The sequence below is a fragment of the Bacillus nitroreducens genome (assembly GCF_964021195.1).
On sequence record NZ_CAXHYI020000003.1, the window covers coordinates 2,268,440 to 2,286,892 of the forward strand.

Below are 18,453 nucleotides of genomic sequence, written 5' to 3' on the forward strand. Positions count from 1 at the left end.
AGATTTTTTGAACAACATTACTAAGGGTATTAATCACATTAATATATATAATTTAATTCTAACAAGGGAGAGATTTTAAAATGACAAAGGTATATTATAACGGAGATGTAAATGAGCTAGCACTACAAAATAAAAAGGTTGCAATCATTGGTTATGGTTCACAAGGACACGCACATGCATTAAACTTACGCGAAAGTGGCATTGATGTAATTGTTGGTCTTCGTCAAGGTAAATCATTTGAGCAAGCAAAAAATGATGGACTTCCAGTTTATTCTGTAAGTGAGGCTGCTGAACAAGCGGACGTTATTATGGTATTACTACCAGATGAAAACCAACCAAAAGTATATAAAGAAGAAATCGAGCCAGGATTAAAGCCAGGAAATGCACTAGTATTTGCACATGGTTTTAACATTCACTTTAGCCAAATCGTACCTCCTAGCTTCGTTGACGTATTCTTAGTAGCTCCAAAAGGACCAGGACACTTAGTACGTCGTACTTATACAGAAGGTGCAGGGGTTCCAGCATTATTTGCAATTGAGCAAGATGTAACTGGAAACGCAAAAGACATCGCATTAGCATATGCAAAAGGTATTGGATCTGCTAGAGCGGGTGTTCTAGAAACTACATTTAGAGAAGAAACTGAAACGGACCTATTCGGTGAGCAAGCAGTTCTATGTGGTGGAGTATCTGCGTTAGTTAAAGCAGGATTCGAAACTTTAACAGAAGCGGGTTACCAACCAGAAGTTGCATACTTCGAATGTTTACATGAATTAAAACTAATTGTTGATTTAATGTATGAAGATGGTTTAGCTGGAATGAGATATTCAATCTCTGATACAGCTCAGTGGGGAGATTTCGTAACTGGACCACGTATCGTAAATGACGCTGTTAAAGCAGAAATGAAAGAAGTATTAAAAGATATCCAAACAGGTAAGTTTGCTAAGGGTTGGATCTTAGAGAACCAAGCAAATCGCCCAGAATTCAATGCAATTAATAAACTAGAAGCTGAACATCAAATTGAAGTTGTTGGTAAGAAGCTTCGTGCAATGATGCCATTCGTGAAGCAAAGACAACAGAAAGAAGTGGTGGGTGCGCGTGCGGAAAATTAATATATTTGACACTACATTAAGAGATGGCGAACAGTCTGCTGGAGTAAATTTAAATCAACATGAAAAACTTGAAATAGCTAAGCAACTGGAACGACTCAATGTGGATGTTATGGAGGCAGGTTTTCCAGCTGCCTCTGAAGGTGATTTTCAGTCAGTTAAACAAATTGCTGAAACCATCAAAAATGTTTCTGTTACGGGTTTAGCAAGAGCGGTAAAAGGCGATATCGATGCTGCTTGGGAAGCTTTAAAGGGTGGAGCGGAGCCTCGTCTCCACACCTTTATTGCTACATCCCCTATCCATAGAAAATATAAACTTAGGCAGACACCCGACCAAGTGATTCAATCTGCTGTAGAAAGTGTAAAATATGCATCAAAATTCTTCCCGATTATTCAATGGTCTGCTGAAGACGCTAGCCGAACGGAATTAGAGTTTTTAGCTAAAATTGTAAAAGAGGTTATTGATGCGGGAGCGAATGTCATTAACTTACCTGATACAGTTGGTTATGGTGCTCCAGAGGAATATGGAAAAATGTTTTCTTATTTACTAGAAAATGTTCCAAATATAGATAAAGTCATTCTTTCTACTCACTGTCATGATGATTTGGGAATGGCGGTATCGAATTCACTATCAGCTGTTGAACATGGCGCTTTACAAGTGGAAGGTACGATTAACGGTATCGGTGAAAGAGCAGGAAATGCTTCTTTAGAAGAAGTTGCAGTGGCTCTACACATTCGTCAAGATTTCTATAAAGCAAATACTAGACTTAAGCTGGATGAGATCAAACGTACAAGTGATTTAGTGAGTAAATTAACGGGTATGATTGTTCCACCAAACAAAGCCGTTATTGGGAGAAATGCTTTTGCACACGAATCTGGAATTCACCAAGATGGTGTGTTAAAGGAAAAAACAACCTATGAAATAATCACTCCAGAATTAGTAGGAGTTAAATCTAATTCGATGGTGCTTGGAAAGCACTCCGGAAGACACGCATTCCGCAATCGTATCTTTGAATTGGGATATACATTAGAAGATGAAGAAGTGAACCGCGTATTTAAGTTATTTAAAAATTTAGCTGATAAAAAGAAAGAAATTACAGATGAAGATTTAATCACGTTATTAGTCGATGAAAAGGTAGCAAACGTAGAAGATTTGTACCAATTAACATCACTGCAGGTTCAATACGGTACAAATCAAGTTCCAACTGCAACTATTACGTTAACAGATCGTGATGGAAATCAAATTCAAGAAGCTGCTACTGGATCAGGTAGTGTTGAAGCACTTTATAATACACTCGAGCGCTGCTTCGGTATCACGATTACTTTAGACGACTATCGAATTCAATCAGTTGGTGCTGGCCGTGATGCTCTAGCTGAAGTTTTCGTTAAAGTGAAGCATGACAATGTCGAAAGCAGTGGAAGAGGATCAGCTCAAGACGTCCTTGAAGCATCTGCAAAAGCGTATGTGAACGCAGTAAATCGACTGCTAGCAGTTGAAAAGAATAAAAAATCACTTGAAAAGGTTGGAGTTTAAACCTTATTAAATTCTATTTATCTATTTTCAGTGTTTAAAAGAAACAAGAGGAGGAGTCAAAATGAAGAAAAGTATTGCCGTACTTCGTGGAGATGGCGTTGGTAAAGAAGTGACAAAAGGGGCAATCGAAGTGTTGAAGGCCGTTGCCGAACAATACAATCACGAGTTTATATTTCAACACGCGTTAATAGGTGGTGCAGCAATCGACGCTGAAGGCACTCCTCTTCCAGCGGAAACACTGGAGATATGTAAACAAAGTGATGCGGTATTATTAGGTGCTGTGGGCGGACCGAAATGGGATTCAAATCCTCCACATCTACGTCCTGAAAAAGGATTATTACAAATTCGTAAAGCATTAAACTTATATGCAAATGTACGACCTGTTACTTGTTTTAATAGTTTACTAGATGCATCTCCACTTAAACAAGAAGTAATCGAGAACGCAGATTTCGTAATTGTAAGGGAACTAACAGGTGGACTTTACTTTGGAAAGCCAAGTGGAAGATCGGTAGTAGATGGAGAGGAAACAGCTGTTGATACTCTTTCTTATAAACGTTCTGAAATGAAGCGAATCATCGAAAAAGCGTTCGAAATGGCTTCGTCAAGGCAGAAGAAAGTAACATCCGTAGACAAAGCAAATGTTTTGGAATCAAGTAGAATGTGGCGTGAAATAGCAGAAGAAGTAGCAATTTCGTACCCTGATGTAACCTTAGAACATATGCTTGTCGATAACGCAGCAATGCAGCTTATCCGAAATCCTAGACAATTTGATGTAATTGTAACTGAAAATATGTTTGGTGATATTTTAAGTGATGAAGCATCAATGTTAACAGGATCTTTGGGAATGCTTCCTTCAGCAAGTTTATCTACAGATGGACCAAGTCTATATGAACCAATACATGGTTCTGCTCCAGATATCGCAGGTCAAGATATTGCAAATCCAATTGCAACAATATTATCTGCCGCAATGATGTTACGATTATCATTTGGTTTAGAGGACGAAGCAAAAGCAATAGAAAAAGCGGTGGATGAAGTATTAAATACTGGTTACCGTACCGCAGATGTTGCGAGAACAGAAAAAGCAATTTCAACAACTGAGATGGTGGAAAAAATTAAAGAAGCCTTAGTTGAAGACGGGGCAATTTCTAATATTATGTCTGCTTATGCATAAGACGATTTTTATGCAAGCAAAAACCACTTAGAGCTCGGTATATACCGAGCTCGTCTTTTCAAAAACAGTAAAAAAGGAGGATGAAGATACTAATGGCACCGAAAACAATTATTGAAAAAATATGGGATCAGCACGTTATCAATCATGAAGAGGGGAAACCAAGTCTTCTGTACATTGACTTACATCTTGTCCATGAAGTAACTTCACCACAAGCCTTTGAAGGGTTACGTCTAAAAAATAGAAAAGTTCGTAGGCCTGACTTAACATTTGCAACAATGGACCATAATGTGCCTACTACAAGTGATCGCTTCCAGACAAAGGATGAGATTGCAGCAAAACAAATGAGCGCTCTAGAAAAAAACTGTAAGGAATTTAATATTCCTTTAGCAGACCTTCATAGTCCTGAACAAGGAATTGTTCACGTAATTGGACCTGAACTTGGATTGACACAGCCAGGAAAAACAATTGTATGTGGTGATAGCCATACATCTACACATGGAGCATTCGGAGCATTAGCATTTGGTATTGGGACAAGCGAGGTAGAACATGTTCTTGCAACCCAGTCACTATGGCAACAAAAACCGAAAACGATGCAAGTGAATGTAATTGGAACGTTGTCACCTGGTGTCTATGCAAAAGACGTCATTTTATCGATCATCCGTAAGTTTGGTATCGATTTTGGTACAGGGCATGTTATAGAATACACAGGTGAAGCGATTCGAAACATGTCAATGGAAGAAAGAATGACGATTTGTAATATGTCCATTGAAGGTGGAGCTAAAGCTGGATTAATTAGTCCAGACGAAACGACTTTCTCCTATTTAAAAGGAAGAAAATATAGTCCTGCTGGTGAAGAGTTTGATAAAGCAGTGGAAAGATGGAAGGCACTTGCGACGGATGAAGGTGCAGTTTATGACACAGTTCTAGAAATTCATGCAGATGAGATTTTACCAACTGTTACTTGGGGAACAAACCCGTCCATGAGTGTAACCATTGATGATACAGTTCCATATCCTGAGGATTTCAATTCAGAAGTTGATAAAAGATCTGCAGAACGTGCCTATGAGTATATGGACTTAGCCCCAGGAACTCCGATTAACGAGATTGAAATACAGCATGTCTTTATTGGTTCCTGTACGAATTCACGAATTGGAGATTTAAGAGAAGCTGCAGAAATTATTCGCGGTCAAAAAGTTTCTCCAAAAGTACGAGCATTGGTAGTTCCAGGATCACAACAAGTTAAGAAACAAGCTGAAGAAGAAGGTCTTGCTGATGTGTTCCGTGAAGCAGGATTTGAATGGCGTGATGCTGGATGTAGTATGTGTCTAAGTATGAACCCTGACGTTGTACCTGCTGGGGAAAGATGTGCTTCTACGTCTAACCGTAACTTTGAAGGACGACAAGGAAAGGGTGCTCGTACGCATTTAGTAAGTCCTGCTATGGCAGCGGCAGCAGCAATATATGGAAGATTTGTAGATGTTCGTAAAATTCAAAAAGTAGCAGCAGGGGAGGAGGCATAATTATGGAACCATTTATTACACATAAAGGTAAAGTTGCAGGAATGGATCGAAGCAATGTCGATACCGATCAAATTATCCCGAAGCAATTTTTAAAAAGTATTGAACGAACTGGGTTTGGAAAATATGCCTTTTTCGACTGGCGCTTTGAAGCGGATGGAAGTCCAAATCCAAATTTTGAGTTAAATCGTAAAGAGAATGAAGGGGCAAGCATTTTAGTAGTGAATGAGAACTTTGGATGCGGCTCTTCACGTGAGCATGCTCCATGGGCTTTACAGGACTACGGTTTTAAGGCGATTCTTGCTCCTTCATTTGCAGATATTTTCTACAATAACTGCTTGAAGAATGGAATGCTTCCAATTGTTTTAGACAAAAGCATCATAGAATATCTACTAAAAGAAGCAAAAGCTGCTGATTATCAATGTACTATTTCGTTAGAGGAGCAAACAATCGTAGATTCAAAAGGTTTTAAAACAGAATTTACAATTGATGCCTACTGGAAGGAAATGTTGATCAATGGTTGGGATGAAATTGATAAAACTTTATCCTATGAGCAACAAATTAGAGAATATGAAATGAGAGCAGCAAACTAAAAAAATAGACAAAGTCAACTTGACTTTGTCTATTTTTTTGCATAACACAATGCAGCTCCTATTGTTTTCTCTTTTTATCATTGGTAAACTTATAGCTCAAGAAAGAAAAACGATTTGGGGTTGGAAAAACTCTATGGAAAAAAAATCTATAAATACAAATGATGATAAAGTGATCCCCTTTCCTAAATTAAAGGAAAGGTTAATTGAAAAAGGGCTAGATTCTCTAAAAAACAAACAATTTAATGAGGCATTAACATTATTAAGACAAGCACAGACGATTGAAAAGGGCAACCATGAAATTGAACTAGGTATCGTACTCTGTCTTTTTGAATTAGGAGACTTAGAGCAAGCAAAAGAAAATTGTTTAGCCATGCTGAAAGAAGATGTCGGCGATTATTTTCATGTGCTTCAAATTTATGTAACCATTCTTATTCAATTAGGTCAATACGATGAAGTGAAATCAACGATTGAAGCGGTATTCGAGGAAGGTTCAGTCCCTCCCGAATATGTTGAGCACTTGTCACAGCTGTTAGAATTAAGTAAAAGAATGCTGTTCAAAGATGACGTTAAGATTGAAGATAACTCGGATGAGAATGTAGAGGAAATGATACAGAATACCTTATATAATGAAGAAATAATCGGAAAGCAGATTTCCGCTGTCCAATCCTTGAAGGATTTGAATGTACGGAAATATCTTGACATTCTTGTTCCGTTTTTATCGATGCCTACGAAACATCCAGTTGTAAAAACAATCATTATTCAATTACTTGTTTCAAATCAAGTCGATCAGGAAATTGAAGTGGAGAAATTAGGGAACACCATGAAGGTAAACCCTTCAAATTTAGTAGACCCATCTATGACACCTTTTACAAATCGAGTTCTATCACTATTAGATGAGAACTTGCAAAATGAAAACCCTACTCTATTTGAGACAGCTAAAGCGATTTGGTTACAACATCTATTTGTGCTCTATCCATTTACATTGGAAGAAGAAGACCCTTCTGCATACGCTGCAGCTTTACATTTATATAGTGCAGAATTACAAGGATTTGAAATCGAAACTCATACACTTGAGCAAAATTATGATGTAAGTTTATTTGAAATTAAGCATACACTTGAAAAGCTAGAAATGGTAGAAAGATTCTCTTTAATTGAATAAAAGAATCAGTATAGATTTTATTATTAGGATTTATTGGGTAAACTTTCTAACAATATAAAAATATTCTATCTGTTGAAAGGTGTCTATTCTATGTTATAATATAATGGTTGTAAAATGCTAGGTTACCTATTAAATGGTAATAAATGACAAGTTTACATATCAAACTAAATAGTTAGTAAATAGATAGTTGGAGGGAAAGAATTATGTCCGCAAAGTGGGAAAAATTAGAAGGAAACCAAGGTGTCTTAACTATTGAAGTTGACGCAGAGACATTTAACAAAGGCTTAGATGAAGCATTCAAAAAGGTAGTTAAGCAAGTAAACGTACCTGGATTCCGTAAAGGTAAAATGCCTCGTGGAATGTTTGAAAAGCGTTTTGGTGTTGAATCACTATATCAAGATGCAATCGATATCTTACTTCCAGATGCATATGAAAATGCAATTAAAGAAACTGGTATTGAGCCAGTTGACCGTCCAGAAGTTGATGTTGAGCAAATTGAAAAAGGCAAAAGCCTTATTTTCACTGCAAAAGTAACAGTTAAGCCTGAAGTGAAACTTGGCGAGTACAAAGGTCTTGAAGTTGAAAAGTTAGACGAAACAGTTACTGATGAAGAAGTGGAAGCAGAAATCAAACAATTACAAGAGCGCAATGCTGAACTTGTTGTTAAAGAAGATGGTACAGTTGAAAATGGCGACACTGTTGTAATTGATTTCGAAGGTTTCGTAGATGGAGAAGCATTTGAAGGTGGAAAAGCTGAAAACCATTCATTAGAAATTGGTTCAGGTTCATTCATCCCTGGTTTTGAAGAGCAATTAGTGGGTGTTGCAGCAGGAGCTGAAAAGGATGTAGAAGTTACATTCCCAGAAGAGTATCATGCTGAAAACCTTGCAGGTAAACCAGCGACATTCAAAGTAAAAGTTCATGAAATTAAAGGAAAAGAACTTCCTGAGCTTGATGATGAATTCGCAAAAGATGTTGATGATGAAGTTGAAACTTTAGAAGAGTTAAAAGCTAAAACAAGAACTCGTTTAGAAGAAACGAAAAAACGTGACGCTGAAAACAACCTTAAAGATACTTTAATCGAAAAAGCATCTGAAAATGCTGAAATCGACATTCCAGAAGCTATGGTTAACACTGAATTAGATCGCATGGTTCGTGAATTCGAACAACGTCTACAAATGCAAGGTATGAACCTTGACTTATATTTCCAATTCTCAGGTCAAGATGAAAATGCTTTACGTGAGCAAATGAAAGAAGATGCTGGCAAGCGCGTACGTGTTAACCTAACGTTAGAAGCTATTGCTAAAGCTGAAAATATTGAGGTTACTGAAGAAGAAGTCAACGCAGAACTTGAATCAATGTCAAGCATGTACGGTGTTTCTGCTGAAGAGCTTAAGCAAATGCTTGGTGGCGTAGACGGAATCAAAGAAGATTTAAAAATTAGAAAAGCAATCGATTTTCTTGTAGAAAATAGCAAAAGTGTTGCATAATAATTAATAAGGGAATATCAAGGCGCGATATCATCGTGCCTTGTTTTATACCCAAAACTTGGAAGTAGTACATACAATAAGCATTTCGTAGTAGTTTTATTCTTAAGAAAAAGGGAACACTGAAAAAGGAGGGCGGACTAGCACATATTTCGTTAGGCAATTTCAACATAACATACTTACATAAATGGAAGAAAAGAGTTATTATTACCTATCCAAAGAGAAATATGGTACAATGTGCAATACATAATGACAAAGAATTGGAACTAAAAGTAAGGGCCAATGAAAAAATTGCCTAGTAAATATAAATTAGGCCTATAGTGTAGAGAGAAGAAACAAATAAGGGGTGACATAATGTTTAAGTTTAATGATGAAAAGGGTCAGCTTAAGTGTTCTTTTTGCGGTAAATCGCAAGATCAAGTTCGTAAATTAGTTGCAGGACCTGGCGTTTATATATGCGATGAATGTATCGAACTATGCACTGAGATCGTTGAAGAGGAATTAGGTACTGAGGAAGAAGTTGAATTCAAAGATGTACCAAAACCAAAAGAAATTAGAGAAATCCTTGACGAATATGTAATTGGGCAGGACGCTGCCAAAAAGTCCTTAGCTGTTGCAGTTTATAACCACTATAAACGTATAAATTCAAACAGCAAAATTGATGATGTTGAGCTATCTAAAAGTAATATTTGTATGATTGGACCTACTGGTAGTGGGAAGACATTGTTAGCACAAACTTTGGCTCGTATATTAAATGTGCCATTTGCGATTGCAGATGCAACTTCATTAACAGAGGCTGGATATGTTGGAGAAGATGTAGAAAACATTCTTTTAAAACTAATCCAAGCAGCGGATTATGATGTTGAAAAGGCTGAAAAAGGCATTATTTATATCGATGAAATCGATAAAGTTGCACGTAAATCAGAAAATCCTTCTATTACACGTGATGTTTCTGGTGAAGGTGTACAGCAAGCATTATTAAAAATTCTTGAAGGAACCGTAGCTAGTGTGCCTCCACAAGGTGGAAGAAAGCATCCACATCAAGAATTTATTCAAATTGATACAACAAATATCTTGTTTATTGTTGGTGGAGCGTTTGATGGCATTGAGCAGATTATCAAGCGTCGTCTAGGTAAGAAAGTAATTGGATTCGGTTCTAGCATTGTGGAAGAAGAATTAGATCAAAAAACTCTTCTTTCTAAATCATTACCAGAAGATTTATTAAAGTTTGGGTTAATTCCTGAATTTATCGGACGTCTTCCAGTTATTGCAAGCCTTCAGCCACTAGATGAGGATGCATTAGTTGATATTCTAACAAAACCTAAAAATGCTTTAGTAAAGCAATTTCAAAAAATGCTTGAATTAGATGAGGTTGAGTTAGAATTCGAAGAGGATGCTCTGAAAGAAATTGCGAAAAAAGCAATTGAGCGAAAAACAGGAGCACGTGGATTGCGCTCCATTATCGAAGGAATCATGCTTGATGTAATGTTTGACCTTCCATCAAGAGATGATATAAAGAAATGCATCATCACAGGAGATACTGTGGCAAAAAATACATCTCCAAAGCTTCTTTTAGATGATGGTACTGTTATTGAATACAAAGAAATCTCCGCATAAGAGTAAAAATCCCTAGGTATGATATACCTTGGGATTTTTTATTAACACAAGGTAAGTAATGTGCTTTTCGTTTGTTTTTTTAAAATCATATTCCTATGTTTAGCCCATGTACTTGATTCATTTTTCAATACCTTATTGTATAGTGTTTCTTCAACCTCATATTTTTTCGGTGTACTCAAGCTTTGCTACAAAAATAATACTACTACTTTCTCTCTAGCAGCCTAAAATGTTGGCTGTCTCCTATAACTTTTTCATTCTCTCTAAGCAGCTTGGTTCAGGATATCGTTAATATGAAAATCGTTCTGTTGAGCTCCTCAAGCTTTTTTTACGGATAGATTTTCACCTCTTCTTATTAGGTATAGGAAGCGTACATATTTTACAAAAATCCAATAAGAAGGTTATTATTGGTTTCCGAAGATTGTGTTTACTTATTAATTAGAGCTAAATGGCTATTCAAAAATCCGTCAAAATTGGTTTATTCCTCCTTTACTCAGGAGATAATAGCAAGTAGAGTCTATCTTCGAGAGCAGGAGGAATAATATGAGTTGGACAGGTATTGTTTTATTCGTACAGCTATTTTTTGGGATCATCATTGGGCTATACTTTTGGAATCTCCTTAAAAATCAACGAACACAAAAGGTATCTATAGATAAAGAGTCTAAAAAAGAAATGGAGCAACTTCGTAAAATGAGGTCCATTTCTTTAACAGAACCATTAGCTGAGAGGGTACGACCAACTAGTTTTTCAGATATTGTTGGACAAGAGGATGGTATTAAAGCTTTAAAGGCAGCACTTTGTGGGCCGAATCCTCAACATGTTATTATTTATGGACCACCAGGAGTAGGTAAAACAGCTGCAGCTCGACTAGTAATGGAAGAAGCAAAGCGTAATCCTAAATCTCCATTTAAACAGTCAGCTGTTTTTGTAGAGTTAGATGCAACAACTGCAAGATTTGATGAACGTGGAATAGCCGACCCATTGATCGGTTCTGTCCACGACCCAATCTATCAGGGCGCAGGTGCAATGGGACAAGCCGGTATACCCCAGCCGAAGCCAGGTGCAGTTACACATGCACATGGTGGTGTCTTATTTATTGATGAAATTGGAGAGCTACACCCGATTCAGATGAATAAGATGCTTAAGGTGTTGGAGGATCGCAAAGTATTTCTTGAAAGTGCATATTATAGTGAAGAAAACACACAAATACCGACGCATATTCATGATATCTTTAAGAATGGATTACCAGCTGATTTCCGGATGATTGGTGCAACAACGCGTACTCCAAGTGAAATACCACCAGCGATCCGTTCGCGTTGCCTTGAGGTGTTTTTCCGTGAATTAGATCAAGATGAACTAGCAATTGTAACGAGAAAAGCCCTTGATAAGGTAAATATGAAGGCAACGGATAAGGGGATTTCCACGTTTGCTTCCTATGCTCGAAATGGCCGTGAAGTGGTAAATATGGTTCAAATTGCAGCTGGAATCGCGATATCAGAGGATCGTGATTTTATAAGGGATGAAGATATTGAATGGGTTCTCCATTCCAGTCAGTTAACCCCACGCTATGATAAAAAGATTTATCCGAGTGCACGAGTCGGTTTAGTTAACGGATTAGCCGTATATGGTCCAAATACAGGGGCATTGCTAGAAATTGAGGTAACCGTCATTCCTGCAAAAGATAAAGGAACAATTAACATAACAGGTATCGTTGAAGAAGAAAGTATTGGGGATCGTGGGAAATCAATCAGAAGAAAAAGTATGGCAAAGGGCTCTATTGAAAATGTCATTACGGTCCTTCGTTCAATGGGTGTTCCAGCTCATGATTATGACATTCATGTTAACTTCCCAGGTGGTATTCCAATTGATGGACCTTCTGCTGGAATTGCGATGGCTACAGGCATCTATTCAGCTATACACAAGTTCCCAGTAGACCACAAGGTGGCGATGACTGGCGAAATCAGTATTCATGGAAATGTAAAACCAATAGGTGGAGTGGTACCAAAAATAAAGGCAGCAAAACAAGCTGGGGCAAAAAAGGTCATCATCCCACAAGAAAATATGCAATCCATTTTGATGGATATTGAGGGAATCGAAATCATTCCAGTTACGAGCCTGGAAGAAGTCTTTGAGATTGCCATAAAAACACCTGAACGCCAGAAGCAATCTAAGCAATCAATTATACCAGCATCTACGAACTATTCAAAGACCGAATCCGTTTAAGACATTAATCGTTTAAATTAGGTAGACTTCGACATACTATAAAAAGAACGTCGAAGTCTTTTTTATGTTTTCATTTTTGTTAGTTCTTTTGTTTTCAATAGATAGTAGCTTTCGGATAATATATTGTGTAAACCCAGTTGATTTAAGCAGAAGGCGGTAATCCTCGAAAATGCAAGTATTTTCTTCGTATGTGGGATTACTTAAGGAAGCTTCTCATTGTCCATCTCAGAAAAGTGAGACATGAGACCCCACAGGAAGCTTTAGAACCTTGTCCAGTTGTATTATTTTAAAAGGATAATCCCTAAAATAGACACTAGCATTTAAATAAGATAAAATTTACATTTAAGAACGTGTTCAAAAAGGAAGATAAAAAAGGACCTCGTCGACAAGTACGCGACGTCCTGTGCTTCCGAAGTCCAAGGTGACGTAGCTGTGAGTAATGGAGCGTAATTTTTAAAAAATACGTGAGGAACGATATCAGCAAGCCAACGAGCTTTCACAGGATGTGTCGGCTATTAGTCGAAGTACCTATATCAATGTGTCTTTTTTACCAGGCTTTTTGAACATCTACTTTAAGAACTATATTCAATTTTGAGGTGTTAGCAATGAAAAGAAAAAAAGAAATCATTGTTCCTCTTTTACCACTTCGCGGATTGCTCGTCTATCCTACAATGGTCTTGCATCTAGACGTTGGCCGTGACAAATCGGTGCAAGCATTGGAAAAAGCAATGGTAGAAGACCATATCATATTTTTAACAACCCAAAAAGATGTGGAAATTGACGATCCAACTGTGGACGATATTTATAACATTGGAACATTAACACAAGTTAAACAAATGTTAAAATTACCGAATGGAACAATTCGTGTCTTAGTCGAAGGTCTTCATCGTGCAGAAATTATGGAAACCTATGATAATGAGACCTACTATTCGGTGAAAGTTAAAACATTTGAAGAAGACGAATCAAAAGACGTTGAAACAGAAGCCCTTATGCGAATGATGCTGGAGTATTTCGAACAATACATAAAACTATCGAAGAAAATTACTGCTGAAACATACACGTCTGTACAAGATATTGAGGAACCTGGAAGAATGGCTGATATTATTGCCTCCCATATTCCACTCAAACTAAAAGAAAAACAAGAGATCCTTGAAACAATTGATGTTCGTGAAAGAATGAACAGAGTTATCACCATCATCAATAATGAAAAAGAAGTTCTGAGTCTTGAAAAGAAAATTGGTCAGCGTGTTAAACGTTCAATGGAACGAACCCAAAAAGAATATTATCTTCGTGAACAAATGAAGGCAATACAAAAAGAATTGGGAGATAAAGAGGGGAAAACCGGAGAAATTTCCTCACTTAAAGAGAAAATTGAAGCAGTTGGAATGCCAGAACATGTGAAAAAAGTGGCATTAAAGGAGCTAGACCGCTACGAAAAAATCCCACAAACATCTGCGGAAAGTGCAGTTATTCGGAACTATATTGAATGGTTGGTTTCATTACCATGGACAAAAGCAACCGAAGACCGACTTGATATTCATCGTGCAGAAGAAATCCTTGAAAAGGACCATTTTGGTCTTGAAAAGGTCAAAGAACGAGTGCTGGAATATTTAGCTGTACAACAATTAACAAACTCCTTAAAAGGGCCTATTCTTTGCTTAGCTGGACCACCAGGGGTGGGTAAAACATCGTTAGCAAAATCAGTTGCTAAATCACTAGGGAGAAAATTTGTACGTATTTCTCTTGGGGGTGTTCGTGATGAATCTGAAATCAGGGGCCACCGCAGAACATATGTAGGGGCAATGCCTGGTCGTATCATTCAAGGAATGAAAAAGGCAGGAACAATTAATCCAGTCTTTTTATTAGATGAAATTGATAAGATGTCCAACGATTTTAGAGGGGATCCGTCATCTGCTATGCTTGAAGTGTTGGATCCAGAACAAAATTTTAACTTTAGTGACCATTATATTGAAGAGCCTTATGATTTATCTAAGGTTATGTTTGTTGCTACAGCAAATAATTTAGCAACCATTCCAGGACCACTTCGTGATCGTATGGAAATTATTACGATTGCGGGTTATACAGAGCTTGAAAAGGTGCATATTGCTAAGGATCATTTATTACCAAAACAGCTTGAAGAACATGGTTTAACAAAGGGACAATTACAATTACGCGAGGATGCGTTGCTAATTATCATTCGTCATCACACAAGAGAAGCGGGTGTTAGGGGACTTGAACGTCAAATTGCGAAAATTTGTCGCAAGGTTGCCAAAATTATCGTTTCTGGTGCAAAGAAGCGTGTAGTAATCACTGAGAAAAATATTGTTGAGTTTTTAGGTAAACCAGTTTTCCGATATGGGCAGGCAGAAATTGAGGATCAGGTTGGTGTAGCTACTGGTCTTGCCTATACAGCCTTCGGGGGTGACACTCTGTCAATCGAAGTATCGATTGTACCTGGGAAAGGTAAACTTGTTCTTACAGGTAAACTAGGTGATGTCATGAAAGAATCCGCACAAGCTGCCTTTAGTTATATTCGTTCGAAGGCAAAGGAATTAGATATTGATCCAGATTTTAATGAGAAAAATGATATCCATATTCACGTGCCAGAAGGTGCTGTTCCAAAAGACGGTCCATCAGCGGGTATAACGATTGCTACTGCTCTTATATCTGCATTAACGGGTAGGGCGGTTCGTAAGGAAGTAGGTATGACGGGTGAAATTACTTTACGAGGGCGCGTTCTACCAATTGGTGGGCTAAAGGAAAAGTCATTAAGTGCTCATCGAGCTGGGTTAACCAAAATTTTGTTTCCAAAGGAAAATGAGAAAGACCTTGATGATATCCCAGCAAGTGTAAGGGAAGAAATTGAGTTTATTCCAGTCTCACATTTAGATGAGGTACTAAAACACGCATTAACAGAGGGGAAAGTATGAAAGTTACAAGTGCAGAAATCGTTATAAGTGCCGTTAAACCAGAACAATATCCAGAGGGGGATTTACCAGAATTCGCACTAGCAGGACGTTCGAATGTTGGGAAATCTTCGTTTATCAATAAAATGATTAATCGTAAAGCTTTGGCACGTACATCTTCAAAACCAGGTAAAACACAAACATTAAATTTTTATTTGATAAATGAAATACTACATTTTGTCGATGTTCCAGGTTATGGGTATGCAAAGGTATCTAAAAAAGAAAGAGAAGCATGGGGCAAAATGATTGAAAAGTATTTAACAACCCGTGAACAACTTAAAGCTGTTGTTTTAATCGTTGATTTACGTCACCCACCAACAAGTGATGATGTTCTGATGTATGATTTTGCAAAGCATTACGAACTACCTGTGGTTGTTATCGCAACCAAAGCTGATAAAATACCAAAAGGAAAATGGGATAAACACCTTAAGGTCGTACGGGAAACACTTGAGCTTGAGCCAGATGACCATCTCATTAAATTCTCATCAGAAACTGGTCTAGGTAAAGAGCAAGCATGGTCTGTTCTACAATCTTATATGTAATGAAAGAAACAGTTAAGGCATTGACGCCTTAGCTGTTTTTTATTTATCTGGATTTATTATATAAAATGCATGTAGAATAATCGGGATTCAAGGCTTAATTTACCGATTAGGTTATATGCAAGGGGTAGGACTAATAAGGATATAAGGAATGATAGGTATTCTCTACTAGTAAATCATCAAATCAATTTGTAGAGATAGAAAGGGGGAAAATAAAGTGAAAAAGAGGCTGACTTCTATTTTTGTTTTACTTTTAATTGTTGGTGTGTTGGGTGCATGTAGTAGTGAGAAATCTTCTTCAAATGGAATGAAATTAGTCGAGGATGGAAAGTTTACGTTTGCTTCATCTGGTGAATACAATCCATTTAGTGTTACAGATGGAAATGGTGTTATGACAGGTTTTGATATTGAAGTAGCAGAAGCAATTGCGAAGGAATTGGGCTTAGAAGCTAATCAAAAGAGATTTAAATTTAACAGTATTGTAGAAGGCGTAAAGACAGGGAGGTTTGATGCAGCGGTTGCTAGTCACACGATAACAGAAGAGCGTGCTGAGCATGTGAATTTCTCAACTCCTTATTATTATTCTGGCCCGCAAATATTTGTAAGACCAGATAGTGACCTTTCAAGCCTAGAGGACCTGAAAGATTTAGAAGTTGCCGTTTCAAAAGGATCTACATATGCAAAAACGGCGCAAGAGGTAACAGGGAATGTCATCCAATATGACAGTGACGTTACTGCATTAGAAGCATTGGCTATCGGTAAACATGATGCGGTTATTACAGACTTCTTAACGGGAAAAGAAGCCATCGGGAACGGTGTGGAAATTGAGGGGAAAGATATTCTTGGTTTGAGTGAACAAGCGGTTGCGGTAGCAAAAGATAATGATGAATTATTGAAAAAAATCAATGAAGCACTTGAAAAACTTAGAGAAGATGGAACATTGAAGAAAATAAGTGAAAAATACTTCAACGAAGATATAACGACGAATCCTGAAGAATGAATAAATACATCATCGAAACGAATGTGTTTTTCCTACGCATTCGTTTCTTTTTCTAATGTGAGTACTTTTATAAAGGAGTTGAGAGAAATTGCCAGAGTTTAGTCATATTACCAAGCAATTAATTGAATCCTATCCAGTGTTTTTTAAAGGAATGCTCATTACACTGCAAGTCACGATTGTTGCTATTATAATCGCAGTTTTCATTGGTTTACTATTTTCGTTTTTGAAAATTTCTGGGAGAGCCATTTTAGTAAGGATCGCAGACCTTTATATTTATTTAGTGAGAGGCACTCCTTTAGTTGTTCAAATCTTTGTGTTTTATTTTGGTTTATCGGCTTTAGATATTTCGATGTTTTGGTCGGTAACTTTAGGGTTGGCGTTCCATAATGGGGCATATATTGCAGAAATTTTTAGGGGGGCTATTCAATCTATTGATAGCGGTCAAATGGAGGCAGGGCAGTCTTTAGGGATGAGTAAAATGTTAACCATGAGAAGAATCATACTCCCTCAAGCGTTTCGTAGAGCAATACCACCACTAGGAAATCAATTTATAATCGCATTAAAAGATTCCTCACTTGCCGCATTTATCGGCTTGAACGAGCTCTTCAATGTTTCTACAACATTAGGATCAAATAACTTTGACTATATGACGTATTTGCTAATAGTCGCTATATATTATTTAATTCTTGTGCTTCTATTTACTATACTCGTTGGGATGTTGGAGAAAAAATTGGCTGCTAGTGACAAATAAGGAAGGTGAAATAATGGAAAAGAAAGACATGATAAAGGTCACCAATTTAAATAAATCTTTCGGTGACTTACATGTACTAAAAGATATAAATATGTCCGTGACAGAAAGTGAAGTTGTTTGTTTAATAGGAGCAAGTGGTTCAGGTAAGAGTACGTTGCTACGTTGTTTGAACTTTTTAGAAATCAAGGAAAGTGGAGAAATTATTATTAAGGATGAAAAAATAGAACCTCATAGCCATAACCTAAACGAAATTCGGCAAAAGGTTGGGATGGTGTTTCAGCACTTTAATCTTTTCCCTCATATGACTGTACTTGATAATGTGATTGAGGCCCCTACACATGTTAAAAAGATACCAAAACCAGAAGCAATGAAACAAGCCAAGGAGCTTCTCGGTAAGGTCGGATTAGCTGATAAAGTGAATGTGTATCCATCAAAATTGTCAGGTGGCCAAAAGCAACGCGTTGCTATTGCCAGAGCCTTGGCGATGAAACCTGAAATCATGTTATTTGATGAACCAACCTCTGCCCTTGACCCAGAATTAGTTGGTGAGGTACTGAATACAATGAAGCAATTGGCAAATGAAGGTATGACGATGGTTGTTGTTACCCATGAAATGGGCTTTGCTAGAGAGGTAGCGGACCGAGTCATATACATGCATGATGGAAAAATTGTTGAAGTGGGGAAGCCTAAGGAAATTTTTGAAAAACCAAAGGAACAAAGAACGAAGGATTTTCTCAACTCAATTCTATAATAGGAGGATAGGTATCTTAAGGAATGAAACTTGAGGTACCTT

14 protein-coding genes are annotated in these 18,453 nt (G+C 37.3%); all 14 read left to right on the forward strand.

Features of this window, described 5'->3' with window-relative positions; all coding sequences use genetic code 11:
* Nucleotides 1-80: 80 nt before the first annotated feature.
* Nucleotides 81-1,109 carry a ketol-acid reductoisomerase gene (gene ilvC / locus ACWPVE_RS14855; RefSeq protein WP_453994602.1) on the forward strand — a complete coding sequence of 343 codons (1,029 nt, stop codon included), beginning with the start codon at nt 81-83 and terminating at the stop codon, nt 1,107-1,109.
* Nucleotides 1,096-2,640, forward strand: coding sequence for a 2-isopropylmalate synthase (locus ACWPVE_RS14860; protein ID WP_453994604.1), 1,545 nt, complete (start codon nt 1,096-1,098; stop codon nt 2,638-2,640). Before ilvC ends, ACWPVE_RS14860 begins: the two co-directional genes overlap by 14 nt.
* A 61-nt stretch (nt 2,641-2,701) precedes the next feature.
* Nucleotides 2,702-3,811 carry a 3-isopropylmalate dehydrogenase gene (gene leuB, locus ACWPVE_RS14865; RefSeq protein WP_453994606.1) on the forward strand — a complete coding sequence of 370 codons (1,110 nt, stop codon included), beginning with the start codon at nt 2,702-2,704 and terminating at the stop codon, nt 3,809-3,811.
* A 92-nt stretch (nt 3,812-3,903) separates the two neighbouring features.
* Nucleotides 3,904-5,331: a 3-isopropylmalate dehydratase large subunit gene (leuC, locus tag ACWPVE_RS14870; RefSeq protein WP_453997560.1), complete on the forward strand. Its 1,428-nt coding sequence runs from the start codon at nt 3,904-3,906 to the stop codon at nt 5,329-5,331.
* Between the two features lie 2 nt (nt 5,332-5,333).
* The gene (leuD, locus tag ACWPVE_RS14875) at nt 5,334-5,921 is read left to right on the forward strand and encodes a 3-isopropylmalate dehydratase small subunit (RefSeq protein ID WP_453994608.1); all 588 of its coding nucleotides are present in this window, start codon (nt 5,334-5,336) and stop codon (nt 5,919-5,921) included.
* 133 nt (nt 5,922-6,054) lie between these two features.
* Complete coding sequence (locus ACWPVE_RS14880; protein WP_453994610.1) at nt 6,055-7,080, forward strand: tetratricopeptide repeat protein; 1,026 nt, start codon at nt 6,055-6,057, stop codon at nt 7,078-7,080.
* 203 nt (nt 7,081-7,283) lie between these two features.
* Entirely contained in the window at nt 7,284-8,570 is a 1,287-nt protein-coding gene (gene tig / locus ACWPVE_RS14885) for a trigger factor (RefSeq protein WP_453994612.1), read from the forward strand.
* A gap of 351 nt (nt 8,571-8,921) precedes the next feature.
* The gene (clpX, locus tag ACWPVE_RS14890) at nt 8,922-10,184 is read left to right on the forward strand and encodes an ATP-dependent protease ATP-binding subunit ClpX (RefSeq protein WP_453994614.1); all 1,263 of its coding nucleotides are present in this window, start codon (nt 8,922-8,924) and stop codon (nt 10,182-10,184) included.
* Nucleotides 10,185-10,724: 540 nt separating this feature from the next.
* Nucleotides 10,725-12,404, forward strand: coding sequence for an ATP-dependent protease LonB (gene lonB, locus ACWPVE_RS14895; protein WP_453994616.1), 1,680 nt, complete (start codon nt 10,725-10,727; stop codon nt 12,402-12,404).
* A gap of 605 nt (nt 12,405-13,009) precedes the next feature.
* Nucleotides 13,010-15,334, forward strand: coding sequence for an endopeptidase La (gene lon, locus ACWPVE_RS14900; protein WP_453994618.1), 2,325 nt, complete (start codon nt 13,010-13,012; stop codon nt 15,332-15,334).
* Nucleotides 15,331-15,912 (forward strand): ribosome biogenesis GTP-binding protein YihA/YsxC, encoded by a 582-nt coding sequence (gene yihA / locus ACWPVE_RS14905; RefSeq protein ID WP_453994621.1) that lies wholly within the window; start codon nt 15,331-15,333, stop codon nt 15,910-15,912. Before lon ends, yihA begins: the two co-directional genes overlap by 4 nt.
* A 214-nt stretch (nt 15,913-16,126) precedes the next feature.
* Nucleotides 16,127-16,909, forward strand: a complete 783-nt coding sequence (locus tag ACWPVE_RS14910) for a transporter substrate-binding domain-containing protein (protein WP_453994623.1) — start codon at nt 16,127-16,129, stop codon at nt 16,907-16,909.
* An 88-nt stretch (nt 16,910-16,997) separates the two neighbouring features.
* Complete coding sequence (locus tag ACWPVE_RS14915; RefSeq protein ID WP_453994625.1) at nt 16,998-17,660, forward strand: amino acid ABC transporter permease; 663 nt, start codon at nt 16,998-17,000, stop codon at nt 17,658-17,660.
* Between the two features lie 28 nt (nt 17,661-17,688).
* On the forward strand, nt 17,689-18,411 hold the full coding sequence (locus ACWPVE_RS14920) for an amino acid ABC transporter ATP-binding protein (RefSeq protein ID WP_453997562.1): 723 nt from the start codon (nt 17,689-17,691) through the stop codon (nt 18,409-18,411).
* The last annotated feature ends 42 nt before the right edge of the window (nt 18,412-18,453 follow it).

What these genes read in the sequence shown, in the direction of transcription:
- lonB (WP_453994616.1), top strand. Translation starts at nt 10,725, where the DNA reads ATGAGTTGGACAGGTATTGTTTTATTCGTACAGCTATTTTTTGGGATC.
- ACWPVE_RS14880 (WP_453994610.1), top strand. Translation starts at nt 6,055, where the DNA reads ATGGAAAAAAAATCTATAAATACAAATGATGATAAAGTGATCCCCTTT.
- leuC (WP_453997560.1), top strand. Translation starts at nt 3,904, where the DNA reads ATGGCACCGAAAACAATTATTGAAAAAATATGGGATCAGCACGTTATC.
- lon (WP_453994618.1), top strand. Translation starts at nt 13,010, where the DNA reads ATGAAAAGAAAAAAAGAAATCATTGTTCCTCTTTTACCACTTCGCGGA.
- clpX (WP_453994614.1), top strand. Translation starts at nt 8,922, where the DNA reads ATGTTTAAGTTTAATGATGAAAAGGGTCAGCTTAAGTGTTCTTTTTGC.
- leuD (WP_453994608.1), top strand. Translation starts at nt 5,334, where the DNA reads ATGGAACCATTTATTACACATAAAGGTAAAGTTGCAGGAATGGATCGA.
- ACWPVE_RS14920 (WP_453997562.1), top strand. Translation starts at nt 17,689, where the DNA reads ATGATAAAGGTCACCAATTTAAATAAATCTTTCGGTGACTTACATGTA.
- yihA (WP_453994621.1), top strand. Translation starts at nt 15,331, where the DNA reads ATGAAAGTTACAAGTGCAGAAATCGTTATAAGTGCCGTTAAACCAGAA.
- tig (WP_453994612.1), top strand. Translation starts at nt 7,284, where the DNA reads ATGTCCGCAAAGTGGGAAAAATTAGAAGGAAACCAAGGTGTCTTAACT.
- ilvC (WP_453994602.1), top strand. Translation starts at nt 81, where the DNA reads ATGACAAAGGTATATTATAACGGAGATGTAAATGAGCTAGCACTACAA.
- leuB (WP_453994606.1), top strand. Translation starts at nt 2,702, where the DNA reads ATGAAGAAAAGTATTGCCGTACTTCGTGGAGATGGCGTTGGTAAAGAA.